The sequence below is a fragment of the Ruegeria sp. genome, assembly GCF_965243365.1.
In the GTDB taxonomy this organism is placed as follows: Bacteria; Pseudomonadota; Alphaproteobacteria; order Rhodobacterales; family Rhodobacteraceae; genus Ruegeria.
Genome location: NZ_CBDEUW010000002.1, coordinates 2,368,633 through 2,392,356, shown reverse-complemented (window position 1 = coordinate 2,392,356; position 23,724 = coordinate 2,368,633). Strand labels below are relative to the sequence as shown.

The window sequence follows — 23,724 nt, the reverse complement described above, 5'->3', positions numbered from 1 at the left end:
GTGCAGATGTCAGTAAAAGCTCTGCGGGTCGATATCTACGGTCAGGCGGATGTCGCCTTTAAGGCGCAATGGTGCGATCCAGCGGGCGATCGCGTCCTGAATAGGCGCGCCTTTAGGGGCCTTGACCAGCAGCCGCACTCTGTGGCGGCCCCGGATGCGCGCAATCGGAGCCGGGGCCGGGCCAAAGACCTGCGCCCCGATCTGACGCAGCGACTGATCGTTGCGTGCCATTGTGTTGCCGATGTCAAAGACCGGCCCAACCTCGGGCCCCGACAGTACGATCCCAGCCATGCGCCCATAGGGCGGAACGCCTGCGGCTTGTCTTCCAGCAGCTTCGGCTTTCCAGAACCCTTCTTCATCACCTGATAAAATGGCACGGATCACCGGATGTTCCGGCTGAAAGGTCTGCAGCAACGCCTGCCCCGGCTTATCGGCACGCCCTGCACGCCCTGCAACCTGCCGCATCAGCTGGAACGTCCGCTCTGCCGCGCGCAGGTCAGCCCCGTGCAGGCTGAGATCGGCATCAATGACCCCTACCAGCGTCAGCTTGGGAAAGTTATGCCCCTTGGCCACCAGTTGCGTACCAATAACGATATCGGCGTCACCTTCGGCGATCTCTTCGATCTTGGCCTTCAGCGCCCGAGCCGAGCCAAACAGATCGGAACTCAGCATCGCGATCTTTGCTTCGGGAAACGTCGCCTCAGCCTCTTCCGCCAGCCGCTCAATCCCCGGGCCGACCGGGGCCAGCTTGCCCTCGACACCGCAAGATGGGCAGGCCTCGGGCATTGGCTTGGTCTCACCGCATTGATGGCACATCAGACGTTTGAGGAACCGATGCTCGACCATCCGCGCATCGCAATGGTCGCAGGCAATCTGCTCGCCACAGGCCCTGCACAGGGTCACGGGCGCATACCCACGACGGTTGATGAACAGCAGTGACTGCTCGCCGCGTTCGATCCGCTGCCGCACCGCCTGCCGTAGTGAGGGCGAAATCCACGTCCCTGACTGCATCTGCTCGGCCCGCATATCAATGGGTTTCATCTCGGGCAACATCGCCGCCCCAAATCGCGCGGTCAGGTCGAGCCGTTCATATTTGCCCGCCTCGGCATTCACCCAGCTCTCCAGCGACGGCGTCGCGCTGGCCAGAATTACCCGCGCCCCGCAAATGGCCGAGCGCAGCACCGCCATGTCACGCGCGCTGTAATGCACGCCGTCCTCCTGTTTGTATGAGGTGTCGTGTTCTTCATCGACCACCACCAACCCCAGATCGCGGAACGGCAGGAACAAGGCCGACCGCGCACCAACGACAAGCTGTGCATCGCCCTGTCCGACCATCCGCCAGACCCGGCGACGTTCGGTCATGGTCGCGCCCGAGTGCCACTCGGCGGGTCGCGCGCCAAACCGCGCCTCAACCCGGGTCAGGAATTCAGCGGTCAAAGCAATTTCAGGCAGCAACACCAAAGCCTGCCGCCCCATGCGGAGTGCTTCGGCCACGGCCTCCAGATATACCTCGGTCTTGCCCGATCCGGTCACGCCCTTCAGCAGCGTAGTACCATAGTCACCTGTGCGCTGACCGGCCTGCAGCCGCGAAACCGCCGCTGCCTGATCTTCTGTCAAGTCCTTCCCCGGCAGGTCCGGGTCCAGACGCGGATAGGGCAGATCGCGTGGGCTATCTTCTTCCCGCACCGCGCCTTGTTTCACCAAGCCTTTCACAACCGATGAGGTCACTCCAGCCTGCTCGGCCAGCTCTTTCAGCGTGAATGCCAGCCCGCCGTAGTCGCGCAACACTTCCAGAGCGCGCTTCCGCGCATCTGTCATCCGGTCCGGTTCGCCACTTCCAAGGCGATAGATCTTGCGCATCGAAGGTGGGTCACCCAACCCCGGCGCACGAGTCGCCAGACGCAGCATTGCAGGCATCGGCGTCAGCGTGTAGTCGGCCACCTTCCCCAGAAACAAGCGCATCTCTTCCCGCATCGGCGCGACATCCAGCACCCGGATCACCGACCGCGCCTTGGCCAGATCAAATCCACCCTGCCCCGGCCCCCAAACCACGCCCAGAACCTTGCGCGGGCCCAGCGGCACCTCGACAAAGGCGCCCAGAAAACACCCGCCCTCGGGCGCTTTGTAATCCAGCGTCCGGTCCAGCGGTTGCGTGGTCAGTACCGCCACCAGCTCTCCTTGGTCGAAATACTCCTGAGTGCTCACCGCATATCCTTGTCAGGGGGTTTCAGCATGTCTCTCTTTGGGGTAAAGCCATCCGCGACCAAGGCCAACCCATCAAAGGACTGCCCGCATGAAATTCTTCGTAGACACAGCCGAGATCGACGCCATCGCCGAACTGAACGATTTGGGCATGGTGGACGGCGTAACCACCAACCCTTCGCTCATCCTGAAATCCGGTCGCGACATTCTGGAAGTGACCAAAGAAATCTGCGATCTGGTAGACGGTCCGGTCTCGGCAGAGGTCGTAGCCACCGAGGCCGATGACATGATCGCCGAAGGCCGCAAGCTGGCCAAGATCGCACCGAACATCGCGGTCAAAGTGCCGCTGACCTGGGCGGGCCTGAAAACCTGCAAAACGCTCAGTGACGAAGGCCAGATGGTCAACGTGACCCTGTGTTTTTCGACCAACCAAGCGATTTTGGCAGCCAAAGCGGGCGCAACCTTCATCTCACCCTTCATTGGGCGGCTGGACGACATCAACCTGGATGGCATGGACCTGATTGCGGATATCCGTCAGGTCTATGACAATTACGGGTTCGAGACCGAAATCCTCGCCGCCTCGATCCGCACCGTAAACCACGTGACGGACAGCGCCCGCATTGGTGCAGACGTCATCACCGCACCCCCTGCTGTGATCAAAAAGCTGGCCGATCACCCCCTGACCGACAAAGGCCTGGAAACCTTCTTGGCTGACTGGGCCAAGACTGGTCAGAAAATCCTCTGATCCAATACGCGACTGCGCGGTGCCGTCAGACGCCGCGCCCAGCCCAACCGGATGGATCTGATCTGCGATCAGAGCCTTCCGGGCGGGAGCACCCGCGCCACAACAGGCAAGGAAATCCACCAGAGCGTGCATTTTTGCCAAGGCAAATCCGTCAACTCATGTTATAAGCCGCCAAAACAAAAAATGACCGGACGGGACATGAGCAGTAATTCAAAACTCAAGGACAATCTCCGCGCGGCTATTCTGGCTGAACCTGATGCTGTGCTGGATGATCAGGACCTAATGCAGGCCCTTGTGGCCGCGAATGAGCAAGCCCGGGGCGAAAACATTATCGACCTGCGGGGCATCGCGATGCAGCGGCTCGAAAACAGACTGGATCGGCTGGAAGACACCCACCGCTCTGTCATTGCCGCAGCTTACGAAAACCTAGCAGGCACCAACCAGGTACACCGCGCCATCCTGCGCCTGCTTGAACCAGTCGAATTCGAGGATTTTTTGCGCGTGCTCGGCAGTGACGTGGCCGATATCCTGCGGGTGGACCAACTGACATTGATCCTCGAAACCACTGCCGTGCGCGACGACCCGGCCGTTGAAAAGCTTGGCGGTGTACTCAAAATCGTTGAGCCCGGCTTTGTCGACAAATACATGGCAAAAGACCGCCCCGCCCCAGCGCGCGACATTCTCCTGCGCGAGGTTCGACAGCCAAACCGACTGATCTATGGCGACAAGATTGACCATCTTCGGTCCGAGGCCTGCATGAAACTGAATTTCGGCACCGGTCGTCTGCCCGGAATGATCGTGATGGGCGCCAAGGACCCGCGCCACTTCACCCCGCAACTTGGCACCGATCTTTTGGCCTTTTTCTCTGGCGTGTTCGAACGCTCGATGCGTCACTGGCTGTCGTGAGCCTCATCTCTCCGGCCTGCCGCGACGCGCTGCAGCATTGGCTGGACAGTCTGAAGGCGATTGCAGGGCGATCGGATAATACGCAAAAGGCCTATGGCGGGGATGTAACCGAATTCCTGTCTTTCATCACGCTGCATCACAGTGAGCGTCAGGGGCTGGCGGCGCTGGCACGGATCACCGTATCGGACATGCGGGCCTGGATGGCCGATCAGCGCGCCTCGGGCGTTGGGGCCCGGTCCTTGGCGCGCAAATTGTCAGCGGTCAAAAGCTTCTATCGCTGGCTGGCAGAACGAGAGGGGTTCGAACCAACCGCCGTCTTGTCCACCCGCGCGCCCAAATTCACCAAGAAACTGCCCCGCCCTTTGGCTCAGGACGCCGCCCGCGCCATGATCGACACGGTCGAGTTACAGTCGACCCCAGACTGGGTCGCTGCACGGGATGTAGCGGTCGTGACATTGCTTTACGGCTGCGGCCTGCGAATATCCGAGGCCCTGTCATTGAAAGGTACCGACGCCCCCCTACCCGAGACATTGCGCATTGTCGGCAAAGGCGACAAGGAGCGGATCGTCCCGGTCCTGCCAGCCGCGCAAGCCGCAGTTGACCGCTATCTGCGCCTGTGCCCACATCCTCAATCCCCCGACGCGCCTTTGTTTCGCGGCGTTCGCGGTGGTGCGTTGAACCCACGTGCCATTCAGGGGGTAATGGCCAAGGCACGCATGCAGCTGGGCCTGCCCGCAACGGCCACCCCCCATGCCATGCGCCATAGCTTTGCCACCCACCTGCTGTCCGCCGGAGGCGACTTGCGCTCTATTCAGGAACTGCTGGGCCATGCGTCCCTGTCCACAACGCAAACCTACACAGCGGTCGATACCGCGCGGCTGATGGAAGTTTACAATCGCGCCCATCCCAAGGCGTGATGCTCGACAAAAAACAAACAGTTTCGGCACACTTGGCCGTCAATCGGCTTTTTGCTTTGCATCTGTGTCACGCATCGTACATGACACCTGCATGACACTCAGATTCAAAGCGCTTGCCGTCCATCTCTTCACTGCCACCGGCGCTGTTTTTGCCATGCTCGCCATGCTGGCCGCGGTCGAAGAGAAGTGGAGCCTGATGTATCTGTGGCTGGTGGTGTCCTTTATTGTGGACGGCATCGATGGGCCCCTGGCCCGGCACTACCATGTCAAGCACAACGCCCCCGAATTTGATGGGGTGCTGCTGGACCTGATCATCGACTACCTGACCTATGTGTTCATTCCCGCCTTTGCGCTGTTCAAATCCGGGCTGATGGATGGCTGGACCGGCTGGTTCGCGATCATCGTGATCACCTTTGCCAGTGCGATGTACTTTGCTGATACGCGCATGAAAACCAAGGACAATTCCTTTTCCGGCTTTCCCGGCTGCTGGAACATGTTCGTTATCGTGATCTTCGCGCTCGAACCCAATTTCTGGGTCATTCTGACTCTGGTGACCCTACTGTCGCTGGCAATGTTCCTGCCGCTGAAGTTCATCCACCCGGTCCGGACCGAGCGGTGGCGGTCATTGTCGCTGCCGATGGCCTTTGCCTGGACCTTCTTTGCCGGTTGGGCGGCCTGGGTCGATTTCCATCCCGAAAGCTGGGCCCATTGGGGTCTGGTGATTACCAGCCTGTATCTGACCTTTGCCGGTATTGCGCAGCAGATCATTCCGCCGCGCAAAACCTGAATTTACAGCACTTCCTGCACTTCAAATTCAGTGCCGTTATGGGTAAACACGTCGCCCTGCTGCAGCCCCGCCATGGCCAGAAAAATCGGGCTTTGCGTTGAAATGCCCATGTAAGTCTTTCCATCCACATCAAACCGGGTGGTCGAGACACAGACAACAAACCTGCGGTTGTTGAACTTGATCACCGCACCGGGACGCACCGTATCGGTCAGGCCAAAATCGGTATTCTCGATCACATCGATCTTGGCATGGTGGGCGTGAACCGGCGCATCAAACGCCGCCGCCAGATCCGCATTCTCACGCGAGGCGGCGATGTCATCCTTGTCATGCCCTTCACGGTCGTCCAGCTGAGCGTCCTTCAGAAACGCGTCGTAATGCGCCTGCGCGGTCGCCAGTTCCTGCTCTTCCAGCGACATCAGGCGTTCAACAATGATCTTCTTGCGCGCAGCGGCGTCAGTCGGGCCAGCCATCCAATACAATCCCTCAAATTCAGTAACGAATATAGGTTGGAGCCCGCAAAGGCGGAATGCAATAGAAATCCTGCCCTCAGATCAGCAGTCCTGCCGCTCCTTCGTGCCGCAACAGCGCGACCTTTGTTTCTACGCCGCCCTGACCCGAGAACCCGACCATTTTGCCATCCGCGCCCAAAACGCGATGACACGGTATGATGATCGGAATGGGATTGCCGCCGCAGCCCTTTCCGACGGCCTGCGCCGAATACCCAAGCTCTTTGGCAATCTCGCCATAAGTCCGCGTATCACCAAAGGGGATTGCAAACATGGCGTCACACACGCGGCGCTGAAACTCGGACCCCTTGATCCGATAGGGCAGGTCGAACTGCTGCAAACGCCCCTCATCATAGGCCTGCAACTGCGCCGCCGCCTCGCGCTGCAAGGGTGAGTCCGGGTCGCCCTCGGCACCATCCCAGGTCAGACGGACGATGGCCTCATCTTCCTCAACAACACCCAAACGCCCGAAACGGGTCTCTATCGCAATCAGTCCCATGGGGTGATGCTGGCAGAGGACGGGCCAACCCGGCAACCCGTTTCTTGACGATTTAACCCTTCTTCTGTTCACAAATACCTCGGAGCGCGAAGCAGAGCCTCGCAAAAGGCTCCGCCGCTCACACTATCGCCACGGTATCAGCCAAGCGCTTCGTTGCAGCGCCCGCAAACACCCGGGTGAGCGTGACGGCCCACATCAGGCAAGATCTTCCAGCAACGCTGACACTTCTCGCCCTCGGCTTTTTCGAAAACAACGCCAACGCCTTCGATTTCGGGCACGCGGAAGGCCTCGGCCGGGGCCGGATCGCCTGAAACGGTCAGTCCGGAAGTGATGCACAGATCATCCACGTCGAATGTAGACAGCAGATCGCGGGTTTCCGGGTCCTCGACATGCACAATCGGCGCAGCCTCCAGACTGGAGCCGATGACTTTGTCCTGACGTTGAACCTCCAGCGCAGCGGTTACTGCGCGGCGCACACGGCGCACTTTAGCGACGGCCTCTTCCAACTCGGCATGACGCCAGTCGGCTGGAGTGTCCGGGAAATCGACCAGATGGACCGAGCTATCGTCGCCCGGAAAGCGCTCCAACCAGACCTCTTCCATGGTAAAGACCAGAACCGGGGCAAGCCATGTGGTCAGGCGATGGAACAGGATATCCAGAACGGTCCGCGCGGCACGACGGCGCAGGCTGTCGCCATCGCAATACAGCGCGTCCTTACGGACGTCGAAATAGAAGGACGACAGATCAACCGTGGCAAAGGTGAACACGGCACTGAACACGCCCTGGAAATCGAACGCGGCATAGCCCTTGCGGACCTGCTCATCCAGCTCCGCCAAACGGCTGAGCACCCAGCGTTCAAGACGCGGCATATCCTCGGGCGCGACGCGGTCGGCCTCGGTGAAGTCCGCCAATGATCCCAGCATGAACCGCATAGTGTTGCGAAGGCGGCGATAGCTGTCGGCGGTGCCTTTCAGGATCTCCGGCCCGATCCGCTGGTCGGCGGTATAGTCGGTCTGGGCCACCCACAGACGCAGGATATCAGCACCGTATTGCTTGACGACCTCTTCCGGCACGATGGTGTTGCCCAGCGATTTGGACATCTTGTTGCCCTTGGCGTCCAGCGTGAAGCCATGGGTCACCACGTTGCGATAGGGCGCACGGCCTTTGGTGCCACAGGCTTGCAGCATCGACGAATGGAACCAACCCCGGTGCTGGTCGGTGCCTTCCATGTAAACATCGGCGATGCCGTCTTCGGTCCCGTCTTCACGGTCGCGCAAAACAAAGGCGTGGGTCGAACCCGAGTCGAACCACACGTCCAGTACGTCAAACACCTGATCGTAGTCCTCGGGGTTGGCGATGCCGTCGAGGATCTTCTCCTTGAACCCATCGGTATACCAGATATCCGCGCCGTCTTTCTCGAACGCGGCCTTGATGCGCGCGTTGAGATCTTCGTTGCGCAACAGGTAATCCGCGTCGGTGGGCAGAGCGCCCTTCTTGGTAAAGCATGTCAGCGGCACGCCCCAGGCGCGCTGGCGCGACAGAACCCAATCGGGGCGCGCTTCGATCATGGAATACAGTCGGTTACGGCCGGTCTGCGGGGTCCATTTCACCAGCTCGTCGATCGAGCGCAGGGCGCGTTCGCGGATGGTATCCCCCATCTCGCCCATGCCATCGTCCAGCTTGCGGTCAACGGATGCAAACCACTGCGGAGTGTTGCGATAGATGATCGGAGCCTTCGAGCGCCACGAATGCGGATAGCTGTGCTTGATCTTGCCGCGCGCCAGCAGCCCGCCGACCTCGACCAGCTTGTCGATGACGGCCTTGTTCGCATCACCTTCACCACCCTTGCGGGACAGGATGAACTTACCGCCAAAGAACGGCAGATCGGCACGGAAAGAGCCATCGTCCATCACGTTATAGGTGATGACCTGCTCCAGCATCCCCAGATCGCGATAGAGTTCGAATTCTTCCATACCGTGGGACGGCGCGCAGTGGACGAAGCCGGTCCCCTCAGTATCGGTCACGAAGTCAGCGGCGCGGAAATCACGGATGTCATCCCATTCGCCATTGCCACCCTCGGCTCCGGCCAGCGGGTGGGTCAGTTGCACACCTGTCAGTTCATCAGTGGTCACGTCACGGACGCGGGTCCACTGATCGTCGTTCAGACGGGCGCGGCCCAGAACATCGGCGGCCAGATTGTCGGCCAGCAGGAACTTGTCGCCAACCGCAGCCCAGCATTCTTCCGGAGCGCCGGTGACTTCGTACAGGCCGTAAGAGATGTCCTTGCCAAAAACGACCGCCTTGTTGGACGGCATGGTCCACGGGGTGGTCGTCCAGATCACGACAAACGCATCATACAGATCCCCGGCGTTCACGACTTTGAACTTCACCCAGATCGTGAAGCTCTCCTTGTCGTGATACTCGACCTCGGCCTCGGCCAGAGCTGTCTTTTCAATCGGCGACCACATAACGGGCTTCGAGCCCTGATACAGCGTGCCGTTCATCAGGAACTTCATGAACTCGTCGGCGATCACCGCCTCGGCGTGATAGTCCATGGTAATGTAGGGATCGGGCCAGTTGCCGGTGATGCCCAGACGCTTGAACTCTTCGCGCTGGATGTCGATCCAACCCTCGGCGAACTTGCGGCATTCCTGACGGAAGTCGACGATGTTCACCTCGTCCTTGTTCTTGCCCTTCTTACGGTACTGTTCCTCAATCTTCCACTCGATGGGCAAACCGTGGCAGTCCCAACCGGGCACGTAACGCGCGTCGAAACCCATCATCTGATGGGACCGCACGATCATGTCCTTGATGGTCTTATTCAGCGCGTGGCCGATGTGCAGGTGGCCGTTCGCATAGGGGGGACCATCGTGCAGGGTAAAGGGCTTACGGCCCTCTTTCTCGCGCAGGCGGTCATAGACGCCGATGGTCTCCCAGCGTTCCAGCCATGCGGGTTCGCGCTTGGGCAGGCCGGCGCGCATGGGAAAGTCGGTTTTGGGCAGGTTCAGCGTGTCTTTGTAATCAGGTGTTTGGGTCGTGTCGGCGCACATTGGGGGCGTCCTCAGGATGATCTTGTCGTGTATGGATCGAAGCGGTCAGTGCGAAGTCTCAAGCACCTTTGCCCGGCGTCTCGCGATATCAGAGCGCCGGGGATATAATTCGAATAATGATGGCCAGACGGTCATGCATGGCCGCGCTTATAGGATGCTCGCGCCTAATCGTCCATAGGTTCCGAGCCCTGCGGCGAATGGCGCAGCATGGCCCAGCGGTTCAGCCACGCAAGACCCGCCAGCGCGAGGCCCAGTGCCAATAATGAGAACACCCGGATCAGACCGCCCAAACCGGCGATATCGATCAGAAACACCTTGGCGACGGCCAACCCAATGACCGCCAATCCTGCCTTGCGCATCAGATCAGAGTGACGCGCCAGAGACTGATAGAACAGGGCTCCACCAATGACCAGCAACGTTAGAGTATAGGTGTAAAGCTCGGGCTGGGTGACGCCGTTGCCTTCATACATTCCCGCAGACCCCTGCCAGAAATGGCGGATCATCAAGCCCAACCAAATGGTCGCGAGAATCCCGGCCGCCCCAAAGCTGACCTGCCGCAATCGGACCGGCATCAATGGCAAACGCCAGGCTGACATCGCCATCGCCAACGCAGGCAGAAGGTATGCCACGGCGAGGGTGTTCACAACCGGCAGGCCCAACACCGGATCGGTGTTGGGCACAAGCAGCGGGTTTGCGTCGGTCAGAGCCTGAGCCAATCGGGCAATACCGTGTGCCGCAAAAAAGGCCGCCAGCAGGTAGCGTGCGTAGTTCAGCTTGCCGCCGAGTTCGAACCGCTGAACCTGAGCATACGCAAGCAGCAGCCAGATAACCGACAACAGACCCAGACCCCAGTGGCTGTCTTTCGCACCGCCTTCGCCAAATCCTTCCAACCACCGCAGCAGCAACAAAGACAACAGAATTCCGCCTGTTGCCCAAGCCGCGCTCTCTAACAGCAGCGCGGCGACCGGCCGTGTCAGAGGCCGTAGCTGCCACCACGCGATCAGGAAACCCAGCGTGGCGCCACCATAGACCAGTGCCAGTTCTGAAACAGGTGCGGTATCGGCCCAGTCGAGACCGGGGTTCAGCACCAGACGAACGGTGACCGTAAACACACCCACCCAGATGAACCAGGTCATCGGTGGTAACGTGAACTTGCGGTCCAATGCAGCGGCCACAATAACAGTTGCCACCAGGGCAATGGTAAGAGCCGCCGAACTGAGCACGATAACGCAGGCAAAGGCCAGGCAAGACAAGGCGGACAACGCGGCCAGAGCCGGGCGCATCCGATCCGGCCCATCTGCCCGGGAAAAGCGTTCTGCCAACACTACCATGAACGCGCCCAACACAATCGCATGCAAGGCCCAAGGATAGGCCCCGATCACGATCGCGGGACGCCAGCCTATTTCCAAGGCGATTGCCATCGCGGGTGCGAATACAGCCGCCGCTCCAGCCCAGATCGCTTTGTAGTTCGGTGCGCGAAGGGAACGCCAAGCCGCCAGACCGGAAATCACCAAGCCTATGGCCACCAGAATGGTGATCACGAAGGGCGTATCAGCCTCGACAGTCTCGGCATAAGTATTCGCAAATATACGTTCGACCGGGCCGCCATTCACGCCATGAGCGAACACAAACCAAACAAGACCCAAAGCGGGGAAAAGGGTGATGTCCTGTAACGCCCGCGCATTTTCGGCCCATACCATCACCGCCAACGTCAATGCCGTCAGAAGGGTCACGACCAACCAGAACTCGGCCACTGAGTTTGCCCAAAACAGCGACAGGATAGCTGAACTGACAGCCACAGCGCCAAAGGCCAACCGAGTTGGAAATTCGGGCCAGGGATCGCCCTTTTTGCGCTGGACGATCTCGAGGATCATAGTGCCGTCATGGTTCGGCCAGACCCGGCGCACGGGTATCGCGATAGCAATAAGCGCGACGACCGAGACACAGGTTAGATAGGCAGGTTCTGTTGACGGGGACGACACAACCAGCAGGAATGTGGATGTGTAGGCGGCAAGCAATGTCAGCACCGATATCCACGCCCACCGGCGCACCGTGTCGATTCCAAGACCCAGAATGGCAAGCATAAGGAAATAGCCATATAGCCAGCTGGGGTCTTCGGACGAACCCCCGACAACAAAGGGCGCTGCAAAGCCGCCAATCAATCCCACGGCAGCCAGGAGCGGCCCGTGGAACCAGCCCAGGATCAGACCAGCCAGGGCGATCACGACCATACCAACCAGCGCTGCCTCAGCTCCGATCAGACCATAGAGCTGGCGGGCGGCCAGAACCCCACCGAACAGGGTAACCAATCCGGCACCGGAAAAGACCGAGGGCAGATAGGCGGTCGCGGAGGATTCGCCGTCCCCGAACCGCCGACGCACGATTTCGCCCGCGATAATCAACACGACACCAAAGGCCAGCGCCGCCAAAACCCGAGCCGAGGGCGGCAGCAGACCGTTTTCAACGCCATATTGGACAAGGAATATGCCCGCCAAAGCCAGCGACAGAGCGGACACCGCATAGAACCAGCTGTCACGCATCCACGCGCCCAGCGCGGCGAACCTGTCCTGACGCAGCACGACAGCCGCCGGTGTCTCTGCTACCTCGGGTTTTTGGGAGTCTTCGGTTTGGTCTTCATCCTGCGGCGGGCGAACCTTGGCAGCCCAAGGGCCGGGCTGTGTCTCCGCCTTTTGGCTCTCGGGCGCTTCGGGCTCGGGTGCCGGTTTTTCGACTAAAGAGTCTGGCTCTGGCAAGCCGCCTTGGGCAATTCGCCGCTCCAGCATCTCGATCCGCCTGCGCAAACGCGCATGCCCAATCAGCAAACCGATGATCGATACCGGAATGGCCAGAACAATCAGGCCGACAAGGACAAGCGCAAGATCCAACAGATATCTCCCAACGGAATTCAAACCAGATTAACCTGCCCGCCGGGTGGGTAATAGTCTGGAATTTCAGATGAAATCAGCCTGTTGCAGCCGCGTCCGAGTCACGGCCACGCAAAGCCCGGACGCCCCGGCATCAGCCAGAAGGCAACCAGCGCGGCTAGAAATGCCGGAACTCCGCAGGTGAGCAGTACACATGGACCGACCAGACCCGTCTGGCTTTCTACGGCCAAGGCGCCTCACGGGTGGAACAAAGACCCGACGAGATAAGCAATCAACGCCGCCACGCCACCGATCACAAAGGTCTCACATCCCGAACGCCACCACGGAGACAAAGACCACCGGCTTTTCAACGCCCCGATGGCAAAGAAAACGCCCATCGTCATCCAAGCCGAGGTCACAAAGGCATTTGGAACCGATAACAAAAACGGCAGCAGAGGTATCATTCCGGCAACCAAAAACGCCAGAAACGTTGCCATCGCGGCCTTGACCGGGTGTGGGTCGACACTGCCCAGCCCGTACTCACCTTCGATCATCAGGTTGATCCAGTTTTCGCGGTTGGCTGTGATCGCATCTGTGGCATCCTCCAAAACCTGACCGGCCAGCCCCTTCTGCAACAGAATCTCGCGTACTTCATCCCGTTCACCATCCGGGTAGAGTCGGATGTGACGTTCCTCAATGGCACGAATCCGGCGAATGTTGTCCAGTTCAGCCTTGGTGCCCGAATAGTTTCCCGCCGCCATGGAAAACCCATCCGCCAGCACATTGGCCAGCCCGAGCGCGACGATAACAAAAGAGGAAAGACCCGCCCCGGCCACCCCTGCAACGATGGCAAAGGTGGTGACCGATCCGTCAATGCCGCCATACACGACGTCACGCAGCACACCGCGACCGGGTGGTGCGTTGATGCGCGCCTCAATTTCTTGCTGGCTGTGGCCGTGTTCGGTCATGGCTGGCTCCGTCCTTGTTATGCAGGACCAGCGTGACCATGGCTTTGCCTCAGATCAAGTCCGCGAAAACAACCCGCCCAACGCGCGTTTGATCATCCCGCGTGTTGAGGGTTTATGCCTATCGGAGAACGGTAGCGGGCGGCAGACCTCCATCGCGGCGACACCGACGCGGGCGCTGAGTGCGCCGTTGACCAAACCTTCCCCGAACCGGCGTGAGAGTTTGCTGAGGACCGAGCCGCCCAGAATAGGCTCTAGCAGATCATCACCGACCGCCACCGCCCCTGTCGCAACCAGGTGGACAAACACCGCACGGGTCAGACGCCAGCTTCCCCAAAACCCGGCGCGACCGCCGTAGATCTCGGCAATTCGCCGGATCATGCGCAGCGAGGCCGCAAGCGCCGTAACAACGTCTGCCAGCGCCAGCGGCACCAGCGCAGTCACGGTCGCGACCTGTCTGGCGGCAGCCTCAACCTCGCGACTGGCGGCGGCGTCCAGCGGGGCCAGCACTTCATCCTCGGCCAGTGCCAGCAGGGTCGAGGCATCAAACTGATCCCCCATCCGCTCCCGCAAACGGTCGCGGCCCCATCGGGTTTCCTCACGGCTGCTGTAAAATGAAAGCAGCCGGTTGGTGACAGCGCGCGCCTGTGTCAGATCATCCTCGGCCAGCGCTGCATCAGCGGCGCAGCGCATCCCGTCCACACGCGACAGGCGGCCGATTGCGGCCAGTTCGCGTAGCGCAATCACCAGCACCACCAACAACAATGCGACAATCAGCCCGGTGACGATGCCGCCCAAAATCGGTGAGCGATCCAGCAGCGAGACCGCGAAATCCCACGCCGCGACCGAGACGACCGCGCCGACAACGGCCAGAGCCAGCCCCCAGAACCAGCGCGACAAGGCGGACGGCTTGCGTGCCGCAAACCGTGCGGCACTCTGCATGGCCTGCCCCTGTGGCATCCCGACATCCGGAACCGGTGGGGCCTGCGAAACATCCGCACCCAGTGCATCATCGTCGAGGTCTATCACTACTGGGCCTTTAGCCATGGGCCGCCTCCTCACTGCGCCAGACATATTTTATGTCGGGCAGGTTTTCGTCATTGTCGGCCCCATCGCTGCGTGCAACTTCGGTAAATCCATTGCGTTCATAAAACCGACATGCACGGCCATTGGCCTGAAACGCAAACAAGGACAGGGAGGGCTGGCTCGATTTGGCGTTTTGCAATAACTGGCAGCCAATCCCCTGCCCCCGCGCGGCTTCCGTCAGGTAGAGCGAGTGAATATCCTGCCCGTTAAGCGCCAGAAATCCGACCACACCGTCTTCGGTTTCGGCCACCGTGACCCAACCCTGATCGATCATCCAGCCGCAGAACGCGATAGTTTCTGCGCAGGAATGCAACTTGGGCATCCACGGATTCTCCTGTGCAAACCCGTGCAGGATTTCACCGGTACGCCCGGCATCTGTGCTGCGCGCAGGGCGGAGATGGGCAGTCACAAGCGGTCTCCGATCAAGAACTGGGCCGCGCGGTCCAGCCGAATATGGGGCGGGCCATCTCCGGGTTGCAGGGTCAGGGGTGCAGGCGCGAAGGCCATGAACCCATAATCCTCACCCAGCCAGCCCTCTGCCCCGTTTCGCGCAGGCCCCAACAGATGCGAGGGGTCTTCGGGCAGATCACCCGGGTAAAACGCTGCCTGTTTGCCGCTGTCCAGTAAGGTGCCGCGGACACAGGGCAGCTCTGTCCCGTTATGGCTGCGCATTTCTTCGGTTGTCGCGCGCAGGGATGCCAGCGACAGCGCCGCAGTTTCCGCACGGGCAAAATCGGCGCGGTCGCGGGCGTCGCGTGTCAGCGCTTCCATTATGGCCGTAAGACGCGGGTGTTGCAGGTGGTGCAGATGATCGGCCTTGGTAGCGGCAAAGAGGATACGTTCCACCCGTTTACCCAGCAGCAACTGGCTGAGCCACGCATTCCGCCCGGGCCGGAAAGCAGCCAGAATGTCGGCCATGGCTCGGCGCATATCCTCAACTGCCTGCGGCCCTTTGTGAATAGCGCCCAGCGCATCAACCAAGACGACCTGCCGGTCGATCCGGGCGAAATGATCGCGGAAGAACGGTTTGACGACCTGCGCCTTGTAGGCCTCATACCGTCGCTCCATCTCGCGCTGCAAAGTTCGGCGCTGGGACGGGCCCATGATGGGCAAAGGTGCGAAGGTCAAAACCGGTGACCCGGCCAGATCGCCGGGCAATAGGAAGCGGCCCGGTGTGCAGTCGTAGAACCCGGCGTCACGAGCTGCGTTCAGGTACTCCGTGAATCCGCGCGCCAGTGCTTGTGCCGTTAGTTCATCATGCGGTGCGCTGGGATCAGCAGCTTTTGCACTGGCGACATATTCGGCAGCCTGATCGCGGCTTTCGATCCGTGTCAGAGTTTCCGTCGACCAATCGACATAAGACTTGTCCAACAGGGCAAGGTCCAACAGCCATTCGCCCGGATAATCCACAATATCAAGGTGAAGCGTTCGCGGACCCTGAAGCCCCGACAGCAAACCGCCCGGTCGCACCTTAAAGGAAAGGCGTAACTCCGACACGGCCCGGGTGCTGTCCGGCCAATGCGGTGTCGGCCCGGTCAGTGCGGCCAGATGCGCCTCGTAGTCAAAACGGGGCACGGTATCGTCGGGCTGCGGCTGCAGATAGGCCGCGGTGATCCGCCCCTCTTGCTGGGCAACCAAACCGGTCATGCGACCTCGGTCCAATAGATTTGCCACCAGCGAAGTAATGAAGACGGTCTTGCCCGACCGCGCCAATCCGGTGACGCCCAGCCGGATCACCGGTTCGAAAAAAGTCTCGGACACGCTGTCGCCGATGGATTCGACTCCGCGCACAAAACTGTCTGCCAGTGATGAGATGACCAAGCCGTCGCCCCGCAATTTTCGTTTTGCCCAAGATAGGTAGCCGCTCCCGGACATGCCAGAGCTTTCCCGCTCTTGCCCGCAGCGTCCGGGCGCGATACCAGCGCCTCATGCCGAGATATGCGTTGAAAGTGGAATATCAGGGGGAACCGTTTGCCGGATGGCAGCGGCAGAAAGAGCTGCCGTCGGTTCAGGGCGCCATCGAAGAGGCCCTATCGCGCATTCAGCCGGGGGACCACACGATTGCCGCCGCCGGGCGAACCGACGCGGGCGTTCACGCGTTGGGACAGGTTGCGCATTGCGATCTGGTCAAGGAATGGGACCCGTTCCGCCTGTCCGAGGCGCTGAACTATCACCTCAAACCGCAGCCGGTTGCCATCGTAAAGGCCGCGCGGGTTGACGATGACTGGCACGCGCGTTTTTCAGCGGTCGAGCGGCAGTACCTGTTCCGTATCCTGATGCGGCGCGCGCCTGCGACTCATGACAATGGTCAGGTCTGGCAGATCAACCGCATGTTGGACGTTGACGCCATGCAGGCTGGCGCGGACATGCTGATCGGGCGACATGATTTCACGACCTTCCGGTCTTCGATCTGTCAGGCCGCGAGCCCGGTCAAAACGCTGGATGAGCTGTGTGTGGAGCAAGTCGAAGGTTTTTCCGGCCCCGAAGTGCATTTCCACGTCCGCGCCCGGTCATTCCTGCACAATCAGGTACGCAGCTTTGTCGGGACGCTGGAACGTGTCGGAGCCGGGGCATGGACGCCTGGGGATGTCCGTGATGCGCTTGATGCTGTTGACCGTGCTGCCTGTGGACCGGTCTGCCCGCCACAGGGTCTGTATCTGGCGCGGGTCGGATACCCGGACCCGGTGTTCTAAAGCGCGCGCAACAGCAGCCCGCTTGCGATCGCCACGATCATGATCCCAGCGACAAGTTCAATTGTCGGCGCAAGTACCGAGGCAAAACGCGTGGCCGATGCCGAGGCCAGCAACCCGCCGCGCAACCCGAAGGACGTCCAGCCGACCAGCGTAGTCACCATGGCCGTCCCCAGCGCCATGGTGAACGCACCGGCAATCCCAACCACTGCGATGCCCATCTGCCAGGTTAGGATCAGAACAAACAGCGCGCCCGTGCAAGGCCGCACGGCAATGCCTGCGATCAAGACAACCGCCTCGCGCAGGCTGCCGGCATTGGCGACCTCTTCGGGGCTGGGGCCATGGCGATGGCCACAATCCGAACAAACGTCATCGTGGTGATGGTCATGGTGATGGTGGTCAGGGGCGTGGGGTTTCGCGGCTCGATACCGTCGGGAAAATCCGCGCACAGCACGAAATACCAACCAAAGGCCAATTGCAGCGATAGCGGCATAGCTTATCGGGGCCATTACTTGTTCGGTCGCTCCGACAAGGTTCTGCCGCGACATTTGAAAGATCAAAACACCTGTGTAAACCAGAACAACCGCCGTAACAGCCTGACCCAGGCTCGACAAAACACTGATCGCAGACAAACGCCAGAAAGCAACACGGCGACCAAGGCCGTAGCCGCCGATCAACACCTTGCCGTGGCCCGGACCGATAGCGTGGAAAAACCCATAGGCGAAACACACGGTCAGCAGGGTAGCGACGGCCTCGGGTTGTTCGGCCCGAACGGCGCGCAGGGAACGGGCAATTTGATTCTGAAACACCCGTTGCTCACCAGCGGCCCAGGTCGCGAGGCTGTCAAACCCACCGCTGCCCCAGAACCATAGCAACAAGACGCAGGCGATGGTGACCGGGATAATCAGGTGTTTGGACATGAAATGCGGATCTCAGTCGCAAAGCTTTCCCCGACAAGCGGGATATCGTTTTCCTCCAGATCGTAATCCGCATCCAGCGTCAACAGAAACGCCTGCATCTGCGCGAGTTGCCCGTCGATATCCGGCTCCAGCCGGTCGATCTGACATTCATTCAGACCTGTGACGGTAACGGGACGTGTGACTTCATAAGCTGTGTAGAAGGTCTCGTCATATGCCTTTGCCAGTATCGCGCTGGCAGGCACAGAGGCGTCGGTGACCGCGCGCAGGTGGCTTGTGACTATACGACCGTCTTCGGTGGTCGCCGTTGGCTCCATTGGTCCGGACAACGCAACCGGCTGGTCATTGGCAAAAACGACGAGATCACCGTTGTAGCCGTCCATCCATTGCGCATCGAAACCGGACAGATAGTGCTGTTCGACCTCGGTCAACAGACCGTCCCCATCCTGATCCAGTTTCAAGTCTTCCAAAACCAGCAACGAGTAGAGATCATCATAGGCCCAGGTCACCCGAACATGGGTCAGGTGACCGGCATCGTTCACAACAAACTCCAACCCCGTGTCGACGAAGACATGCGGGTGCGCCAACGCGGGCAGCGGCAGCCAACAGGTCAGGAATGGGATCATCCAACGCATGGGCGAAAGATAGGGGCTGGTGCGGACCCCGGCAACGGCTTTCCGGTCGTTGGTGCAGAAAGCAGCCGATGCGCCTATCCAGACGGAAACAGAACCAGCGTCTGCAGTGCCGTCCCAATCGGCCCCTCTGTGTCATATAACACCGCCTGAGACATCCCCACGCCAGACGGTTGCCAGTGCGAAATGGACTGAGAGGCCAGCCAATCCGACACCGGCTCGCGATGGATGTTCACCGTCAGGTCCGTGTTCATAAAGCCCATTTCGGTGGGCGGGGCATTCCAGGATATGCCATTCCCGCAATCGGCCAGCGCACAAAGCGACTGAATCGGCGATTGCACCTCACCCTGCAACAGGTTTGGTGTACGCATCCAGATTGTCTTGGGTCCGGCCCCCTGATTGCCAGCTTCGGGATAGCGAACCTCGGCGTAATGTGGGAACGCCTTTAAGCCGTGCCGCAATTGGTTCAGGGGAAACGGACCTTCGACCACCTTGGTAATATCCGGGCGGGCGCAGTCTGCATCCGGAACCGGCCCAAGGTCTCGACGCACCAGATGCATCGTCGTTGCTGTCGCGCATAGCGAGTCATCCAGATCATGCACGGTGACGCGCGTGGTCGCCAGGGTCTTGGTATGGCGCGTCGTCTCGGCGGCAACCCGCAACCCGACCAGCGGTAAAGGCCGCAGCAGGTCGACCGTCAGCCGGGTCAACATCTTGTCCGCGCCGATCTCGGCCTCTGCGGCGCGTACAATCAAACCACTGACCGGTCCAGCGTGACAGTGATCGGCCGACCACGGCCCGCGCGCCGGATCATTGCCCGCAAAGACACCGTCCTCTCGCAGGCGAAAATAAGACTGAGTGCTGGCGTCATCCTGCATTTCGGTCGCTCAAATCTTTTCCTGAGTGTGCTTTTTCAATTCGGCCCGGGCCACCTGCCGACGATGCACCGCATCTGGCCCGTCAGCCATCCTGAGGGTACGGACATGTGTCCAGGCATTTGCCAGCGGGGTATCCTGGCTGATGCCTTGCGCACCAAACATCTGGACCGCTTCATCGATCACTTTCAGTGCGACACGGGGCGCAACGACCTTGATCTGGCTGATCCACGGAGCCGCAGCCCGAGCATCGCCCTGATCCATGTACCACGCCGCCTTGAGGCATAACAGGCGGGCCATCTCAATCTCCATCCGGCATTCCGCGATAATATCGAAATTGGCACCCAGTTGGGCCAGCTTCTTGCCAAAAGCCTCACGCTGCAGCGACCGTTTGCACATCTGTTCCAGGGCAATCTCGGCCTGCCCTATGGCGCGCATGCAATGGTGAATGCGTCCCGGCCCCAGTCGGCCCTGTGCGATCTCAAAGCCCCGGCCCTCGCCCACCAGCATATTTTCCGCCGGAACCCGGACATCCGTGAACCGGATATGCATATGCCCATGCGGCGCTTCGTCATGGCCATAAACCTCCATCGGGCGCAACCGCTCGATCCCCGGCGTGTCTGCGGGCACGACGATCATCGATTGGCGTTTATGCTTTGGCTGCTCATCCCCGGCGGTTTTCACCATGACGATATAAACCTTGCAGCGCGGATCACCCGCGCCGGAGGACCACCATTTCTCGCCGTTCAGTACGTAGTCATCCCCATCCCGCACACAGGACATCGACACATTGGTTGCGTCGGACGAGGCCACATCGGGTTCGGTCATCAGATAGGCTGACCTGATCTGGCCCTCCAGCAGCGGCTTCAGCCACTGCTCTTTCATCTTTTCGGTTCCGTACCGCTCGAACACTTCCATGTTGCCGGTGTCCGGGGCCGAGCAGTTGAAAACCTCGGCCCCCAGTGGTGTCTTGCCCATCTCTTCGGCGAAAAAAGCATACTCCACAGTTGTCAGACCAAATCCCTTGTCACTGTCGGTCAGCCAGAAGTTCCACAGCCCGGCTGCCTTGGCCTTGGCCTTCAGCCCCTCGAGGATTTCGGCCTGACGTTCGGTATATTGCCAGCGGTCGCCCTTGTTGATCTCGGCCTGATACTCGTGTTCCAGGGGCATGATTTCGTCCCGGATCATATCTTTTACCCGTTGCAGCAGGGCGTGGTTCTCCTCGCGCAGTCCAAAGGTCATGGTCATGGGGCGATTCCTCCTCGGGTGGCCAAACGGTGGGCTTTACCTTGGCGGAAAGAATGGCTTAGCTGCGCACGAACTGTCCAGTTGAGTGACGGAACGTCACTAAACCTATTTTCAGGATAAGGAGGCGCTGCATGGCCCTTTTGATCGAGACCGGCCTGTCGGACTGGATGACGGATGAGGATATCGCCCGCGACATACGAAAGCTGGCGCCTGAGCTGGATGTGCGCACGCCGGATACACTTGGCAATGCAGATGAAATCACGATGGTCGCAATGGTGCAGATGCGCGAAGATCACTTGATGCGCCTGCCAAACCTGCAACTGCTGCAAAAGCTTGGCGCTGGGGTGGAAACCATCCTCGGCCATCCCTCCCTGCCCGATCACATGCGCGTTGCCCGCCTGAAACCCGACGCCCCTGCGCAGGGCATTGCCGAATGGTTTCTGGCCTACATCCTGCGCACCCAGCGGAACATGGCATTTCACGAGACCGCGCAGGCCAGCGCCGAATGGCTGCCAAAAGCACCGGTATTCTCGCCCGACACTGTCGTTGGCGTTCTGGGGCTGGGTCATATCGGAGCCCGCACCGCCCGCATGATGGATGCAGTTGGTTTCAGGGTTCTGGGTTGGAGCCGGTCCGAAAAGCAGATTGACGGGGTGACCTGCCATCACAGCCCGGATGCCTTGCCCGAAGTCCTGGAGCAATGCGATCATGTCTGCGCCATTCTGCCGTCGACCCCGGAAACGATCGGTCTGTTTGACGCGGCGATGTTGGCCCGAATGAAGCCAGGCAGCCAGTTGCTGAACGCCGGACGCGGGGATCTGATTGACGAACAAGCCCTGATCGCCGCCCTGGACAAGGGCACGCCCGGCCATGCAGTTCTGGATGTCACCAGTCAGGAACCTCTACCTGCGGACAGTCCCCTATGGCTCAACCCAAGCGTGACAATCACACCGCATGTCTCCGGATGGTATCTGGGCGACGCTTTGACAGACGTCATTCAGAACTTCCGCAACCTGACCGCCGGCGCGCCTCTGCTGCACGAGGTGAACAGGACTCGCGGATACTGACGGTCAGGGGGCCATCAGCCAATTTCCGTTGGCGTCCTTGCACCGGCGGGTCCGAATTTCGCGGGTCTGGCCAGCGCCTTCGGGATCGATGACATGCTGAAGGGTGACGCAGTTATTCTGCACCGCCTGCACACGAATCGTACCTTTTGAGCCGGTGCTTTCATTCACCCATGCGCGCTCTTGCCCGACACTAGGGCTACCGCCCGACAGCATCGCGGTCGAGGTCGCGTTCACCACCTCGAAATCGGCAGGTGTCAGTCCCATCTCGGCAATAATCCGGGAAATTGGTTTTGCGTTCGCAGCGACTGCCGCTGAGATCGCGGCAACAGTGGCCAATGCAATATGGGTCCGGGCTTTCATGGCTGCCTCGTCGTGCTGAAATCGATTTGCAACCAAGGATATACCGTCCGGATTGCACGGCCAAGCCCACCTTCAAATAATCCCGAACAAACCTATCGCAAAGGTGGCGCTAGGCCCTCTTCCGCGATCCCTTCATAGTGCCGGAAACACAGTATCCCGAGGCTAGAATGGCAAACTCATCCTATTACGCCCCCAGCGGCGGGCATCCTGACCAGACCCAGCTGCTGACCGACCGCGCCATGTTCACTGAGGCTTATGCCGTCATCCCCAAAGGCACGATGCGCGATATCGTCACCAGTTCACTGCCGTTTTGGGAGGGCACGCGGCTGTGGGTCTTGTCCCGCCCGCTCAGCGGCTTTGCCGAGACCTTTTCGCAGTACATCATGGAGGTTCAACCCGGCGGCGGCAGCAACACCCCGGAAACCGATCCACAGGCGCAGGGCGTCATCTTTGTCGCCGAAGGCGGCGTGACGCTGACCCTCAACGGCACCGAACATGTTCTGGATGAAGGCGGCTATGCCTATATCCCGCCGGGCAGCGACTGGTTTCTGCACAACAGGACAGGTGCAATTGCCCGGTTCCACTGGATTCGCAAAGCCTATGAGGCCGTCCATGGCCTGACCACACCAGATCCTATCATCACCAATGAACGCGACATCGCCCCGATCCCGATGCCGGGTACCGAAGGGCGCTGGGCCACCACCCGCTTTGCCGACCCGCAGGACCTGCGCCATGACATGCACGTGAACATCGTCACCTTTGAACCCGGCGGTGTCATCCCCTTTGCCGAGACGCACGTTATGGAGCACGGACTTTACGTGCTAGAGGGCAAGGCGGTTTATCGCCTGAATCAGGATTGGGTAGAGGTCGAGGCGGGCGACTACATGTGGCTACGTGCGTTCTGCCCGCAGGCCTGTTACGCGGGCGGCCCGGGCAGGTTTCGATACCTGCTGTACAAGGATGTGAACCGCCATATGCCGTTATCTCTGAACCGGCGGTAGGTTCAGGGGTTCACAGCGGAGTTTGAATCTGTTGATATCAGATCAGATTTCAGCACTGGAGATTATCGATGCGACTGCGCTCAACATCGCTGGCTCTGGCAACCGTCGTTGGCCTGACCTCAATGGTTGCGGCGCCGGTTGTGGCCAAAGACGAAACCAAAACCGTTAATGTGCTCAGCCGGACATGGGAGGTCACGCAAGTCACGGACGCGCCAGTTGTTTATCGGGCGACACGGGATAACAACAACCTCAACCCCTTTGGACCACCGCCGCGCACCCGTACGGCACAGGCTATCGCTGCAATCCAAGCCGCGACAGGGTGCAAGGTGATCTTTTCCAGCATGTATCAGAATATCTCGGGCCAGTTTTTCTCGCAGGTCAGTTGCGGGTCGTAACAGCCAACTTCC

General features: G+C 60.2%; 22 protein-coding genes. 8 read left to right on the top strand and 14 right to left on the bottom strand.

Going from position 1 to position 23,724, the window contains the following annotated elements:
• Positions 1–9 precede the first annotated feature (9 nt).
• Positions 10–2,205, bottom strand: a complete 2,196-nt coding sequence (locus ACP0GE_RS15555) for a primosomal protein N' (protein ID WP_424832824.1) — start codon at positions 2,203–2,205, stop codon at positions 10–12.
• Positions 2,206–2,293: 88 nt separating this feature from the next.
• On the opposite strand from ACP0GE_RS15555, the gene fsa reads away from it, so the two are divergent.
• The 4 genes from fsa (at position 2,294) to ACP0GE_RS15535 (ending at position 5,557) form a co-directional block, all read left to right on the top strand.
• Entirely contained in the window at positions 2,294–2,947 is a 654-nt protein-coding gene (gene fsa / locus ACP0GE_RS15550; RefSeq protein WP_152457215.1) for a fructose-6-phosphate aldolase, read from the top strand.
• A 198-nt stretch (positions 2,948–3,145) separates the two neighbouring features.
• Positions 3,146–3,853, top strand: a complete 708-nt coding sequence (locus ACP0GE_RS15545; RefSeq protein WP_424832823.1) for a DUF484 family protein — start codon at positions 3,146–3,148, stop codon at positions 3,851–3,853.
• Positions 3,850–4,770 (top strand): tyrosine recombinase XerC, encoded by a 921-nt coding sequence (locus ACP0GE_RS15540; RefSeq protein WP_424832822.1) that lies wholly within the window; start codon positions 3,850–3,852, stop codon positions 4,768–4,770. Before ACP0GE_RS15545 ends, ACP0GE_RS15540 begins: the two co-directional genes overlap by 4 nt.
• A 91-nt stretch (positions 4,771–4,861) precedes the next feature.
• On the top strand, positions 4,862–5,557 hold the full coding sequence (locus ACP0GE_RS15535; protein ID WP_424832821.1) for a CDP-alcohol phosphatidyltransferase family protein: 696 nt from the start codon (positions 4,862–4,864) through the stop codon (positions 5,555–5,557).
• A 2-nt stretch (positions 5,558–5,559) separates the two neighbouring features.
• On the opposite strand, the gene ACP0GE_RS15530 is transcribed toward ACP0GE_RS15535, so the two are convergent.
• The 8 genes from ACP0GE_RS15530 to ACP0GE_RS15495 form a co-directional block, all read right to left on the bottom strand.
• Positions 5,560–6,027 carry a hypothetical protein gene (locus tag ACP0GE_RS15530; RefSeq protein ID WP_424832820.1) on the bottom strand — a complete coding sequence of 156 codons (468 nt, stop codon included), beginning with the start codon at positions 6,025–6,027 and terminating at the stop codon, positions 5,560–5,562.
• A gap of 76 nt (positions 6,028–6,103) precedes the next feature.
• A complete protein-coding gene (locus ACP0GE_RS15525) occupies positions 6,104–6,562 on the bottom strand; it encodes a methylated-DNA--[protein]-cysteine S-methyltransferase (RefSeq protein WP_424832819.1) in 459 nt (152 codons plus the stop codon).
• A gap of 137 nt (positions 6,563–6,699) precedes the next feature.
• Positions 6,700–9,612: an isoleucine--tRNA ligase gene (gene ileS / locus ACP0GE_RS15520; RefSeq protein WP_424832818.1), complete on the bottom strand. Its 2,913-nt coding sequence runs from the start codon at positions 9,610–9,612 to the stop codon at positions 6,700–6,702.
• 164 nt (positions 9,613–9,776) lie between these two features.
• Positions 9,777–12,497, bottom strand: a complete 2,721-nt coding sequence (locus ACP0GE_RS15515; RefSeq protein ID WP_424832817.1) for a DUF2339 domain-containing protein — start codon at positions 12,495–12,497, stop codon at positions 9,777–9,779.
• Positions 12,498–12,733: 236 nt separating this feature from the next.
• A complete protein-coding gene (locus ACP0GE_RS15510) occupies positions 12,734–13,444 on the bottom strand; it encodes a VIT1/CCC1 transporter family protein (protein ID WP_424832816.1) in 711 nt (236 codons plus the stop codon).
• Between the two features lie 54 nt (positions 13,445–13,498).
• Positions 13,499–14,488 carry a YcjF family protein gene (locus ACP0GE_RS15505; RefSeq protein ID WP_424832815.1) on the bottom strand — a complete coding sequence of 330 codons (990 nt, stop codon included), beginning with the start codon at positions 14,486–14,488 and terminating at the stop codon, positions 13,499–13,501.
• Complete coding sequence (locus tag ACP0GE_RS15500) at positions 14,481–14,936, bottom strand: N-acetyltransferase family protein (protein ID WP_424832814.1); 456 nt, start codon at positions 14,934–14,936, stop codon at positions 14,481–14,483. The genes ACP0GE_RS15505 and ACP0GE_RS15500 overlap by 8 nt, the downstream gene beginning before the upstream one ends.
• Complete coding sequence (locus ACP0GE_RS15495) at positions 14,933–16,348, bottom strand: YcjX family protein (protein WP_424832813.1); 1,416 nt, start codon at positions 16,346–16,348, stop codon at positions 14,933–14,935. The genes ACP0GE_RS15500 and ACP0GE_RS15495 overlap by 4 nt, the downstream gene beginning before the upstream one ends.
• Before the next feature lie 107 nt (positions 16,349–16,455).
• Between ACP0GE_RS15495 and truA the strand changes: the two genes are divergently transcribed.
• The gene (truA, locus tag ACP0GE_RS15490) at positions 16,456–17,220 is read left to right on the top strand and encodes a tRNA pseudouridine(38-40) synthase TruA (protein ID WP_424832812.1); all 765 of its coding nucleotides are present in this window, start codon (positions 16,456–16,458) and stop codon (positions 17,218–17,220) included.
• On the opposite strand, the gene ACP0GE_RS15485 is transcribed toward truA, so the two are convergent.
• From ACP0GE_RS15485 to ACP0GE_RS15470, 4 genes are all read right to left on the bottom strand, one after another.
• On the bottom strand, positions 17,217–18,137 hold the full coding sequence (locus ACP0GE_RS15485) for a nickel/cobalt transporter (RefSeq protein WP_424832811.1): 921 nt from the start codon (positions 18,135–18,137) through the stop codon (positions 17,217–17,219). The genes truA and ACP0GE_RS15485 overlap by 4 nt on opposite strands.
• Positions 18,122–18,769 (bottom strand): DUF1007 family protein, encoded by a 648-nt coding sequence (locus ACP0GE_RS15480; protein ID WP_424832810.1) that lies wholly within the window; start codon positions 18,767–18,769, stop codon positions 18,122–18,124. The genes ACP0GE_RS15485 and ACP0GE_RS15480 overlap by 16 nt, the downstream gene beginning before the upstream one ends.
• A gap of 74 nt (positions 18,770–18,843) precedes the next feature.
• Entirely contained in the window at positions 18,844–19,644 is an 801-nt protein-coding gene (locus ACP0GE_RS15475) for a thioesterase family protein (RefSeq protein ID WP_424832809.1), read from the bottom strand.
• 9 nt (positions 19,645–19,653) lie between these two features.
• Positions 19,654–20,889, bottom strand: a complete 1,236-nt coding sequence (locus ACP0GE_RS15470; RefSeq protein ID WP_424832808.1) for an acyl-CoA dehydrogenase family protein — start codon at positions 20,887–20,889, stop codon at positions 19,654–19,656.
• Between the two features lie 131 nt (positions 20,890–21,020).
• On the opposite strand from ACP0GE_RS15470, the gene ACP0GE_RS15465 reads away from it, so the two are divergent.
• The gene (locus ACP0GE_RS15465; RefSeq protein WP_424832807.1) at positions 21,021–21,956 is read left to right on the top strand and encodes a 2-hydroxyacid dehydrogenase; all 936 of its coding nucleotides are present in this window, start codon (positions 21,021–21,023) and stop codon (positions 21,954–21,956) included.
• A gap of 3 nt (positions 21,957–21,959) precedes the next feature.
• Here the strand turns inward: ACP0GE_RS15465 and ACP0GE_RS15460 are convergent, their stop codons facing one another.
• Entirely contained in the window at positions 21,960–22,316 is a 357-nt protein-coding gene (locus ACP0GE_RS15460; protein WP_424832806.1) for a hypothetical protein, read from the bottom strand.
• A gap of 167 nt (positions 22,317–22,483) precedes the next feature.
• On the opposite strand from ACP0GE_RS15460, the gene ACP0GE_RS15455 reads away from it, so the two are divergent.
• Together ACP0GE_RS15455 and ACP0GE_RS15450 are read left to right on the top strand one after the other, a co-directional pair.
• Positions 22,484–23,317 (top strand): bifunctional allantoicase/(S)-ureidoglycine aminohydrolase, encoded by an 834-nt coding sequence (locus tag ACP0GE_RS15455; RefSeq protein ID WP_424832805.1) that lies wholly within the window; start codon positions 22,484–22,486, stop codon positions 23,315–23,317.
• 68 nt (positions 23,318–23,385) lie between these two features.
• Complete coding sequence (locus tag ACP0GE_RS15450; RefSeq protein ID WP_424832804.1) at positions 23,386–23,712, top strand: hypothetical protein; 327 nt, start codon at positions 23,386–23,388, stop codon at positions 23,710–23,712.
• Positions 23,713–23,724: the final 12 nt, after the last annotated feature.

Coding starts and splice junctions, on each gene's coding strand:
- ACP0GE_RS15485 (WP_424832811.1), bottom strand. CDS start 18,137: ATGTCCAAACACCTGATTATCCCGGTCACCATCGCCTGCGTCTTGTTG.
- ACP0GE_RS15455 (WP_424832805.1), top strand. CDS start 22,484: ATGGCAAACTCATCCTATTACGCCCCCAGCGGCGGGCATCCTGACCAG.
- fsa (WP_152457215.1), top strand. CDS start 2,294: ATGAAATTCTTCGTAGACACAGCCGAGATCGACGCCATCGCCGAACTG.
- ACP0GE_RS15450 (WP_424832804.1), top strand. CDS start 23,386: ATGCGACTGCGCTCAACATCGCTGGCTCTGGCAACCGTCGTTGGCCTG.
- ACP0GE_RS15525 (WP_424832819.1), bottom strand. CDS start 6,562: ATGGGACTGATTGCGATAGAGACCCGTTTCGGGCGTTTGGGTGTTGTT.
- ACP0GE_RS15530 (WP_424832820.1), bottom strand. CDS start 6,027: ATGGCTGGCCCGACTGACGCCGCTGCGCGCAAGAAGATCATTGTTGAA.
- ACP0GE_RS15545 (WP_424832823.1), top strand. CDS start 3,146: ATGAGCAGTAATTCAAAACTCAAGGACAATCTCCGCGCGGCTATTCTG.
- truA (WP_424832812.1), top strand. CDS start 16,456: ATGCCGAGATATGCGTTGAAAGTGGAATATCAGGGGGAACCGTTTGCC.
- ACP0GE_RS15475 (WP_424832809.1), bottom strand. CDS start 19,644: ATGCAGGATGACGCCAGCACTCAGTCTTATTTTCGCCTGCGAGAGGAC.
- ACP0GE_RS15510 (WP_424832816.1), bottom strand. CDS start 13,444: ATGACCGAACACGGCCACAGCCAGCAAGAAATTGAGGCGCGCATCAAC.
- ACP0GE_RS15480 (WP_424832810.1), bottom strand. CDS start 18,769: ATGCGTTGGATGATCCCATTCCTGACCTGTTGGCTGCCGCTGCCCGCG.
- ACP0GE_RS15535 (WP_424832821.1), top strand. CDS start 4,862: ATGACACTCAGATTCAAAGCGCTTGCCGTCCATCTCTTCACTGCCACC.
- ACP0GE_RS15460 (WP_424832806.1), bottom strand. CDS start 22,316: ATGAAAGCCCGGACCCATATTGCATTGGCCACTGTTGCCGCGATCTCA.
- ACP0GE_RS15465 (WP_424832807.1), top strand. CDS start 21,021: ATGGCCCTTTTGATCGAGACCGGCCTGTCGGACTGGATGACGGATGAG.
- ACP0GE_RS15470 (WP_424832808.1), bottom strand. CDS start 20,889: ATGACCATGACCTTTGGACTGCGCGAGGAGAACCACGCCCTGCTGCAA.
- ACP0GE_RS15505 (WP_424832815.1), bottom strand. CDS start 14,488: ATGGCTAAAGGCCCAGTAGTGATAGACCTCGACGATGATGCACTGGGT.
- ileS (WP_424832818.1), bottom strand. CDS start 9,612: ATGTGCGCCGACACGACCCAAACACCTGATTACAAAGACACGCTGAAC.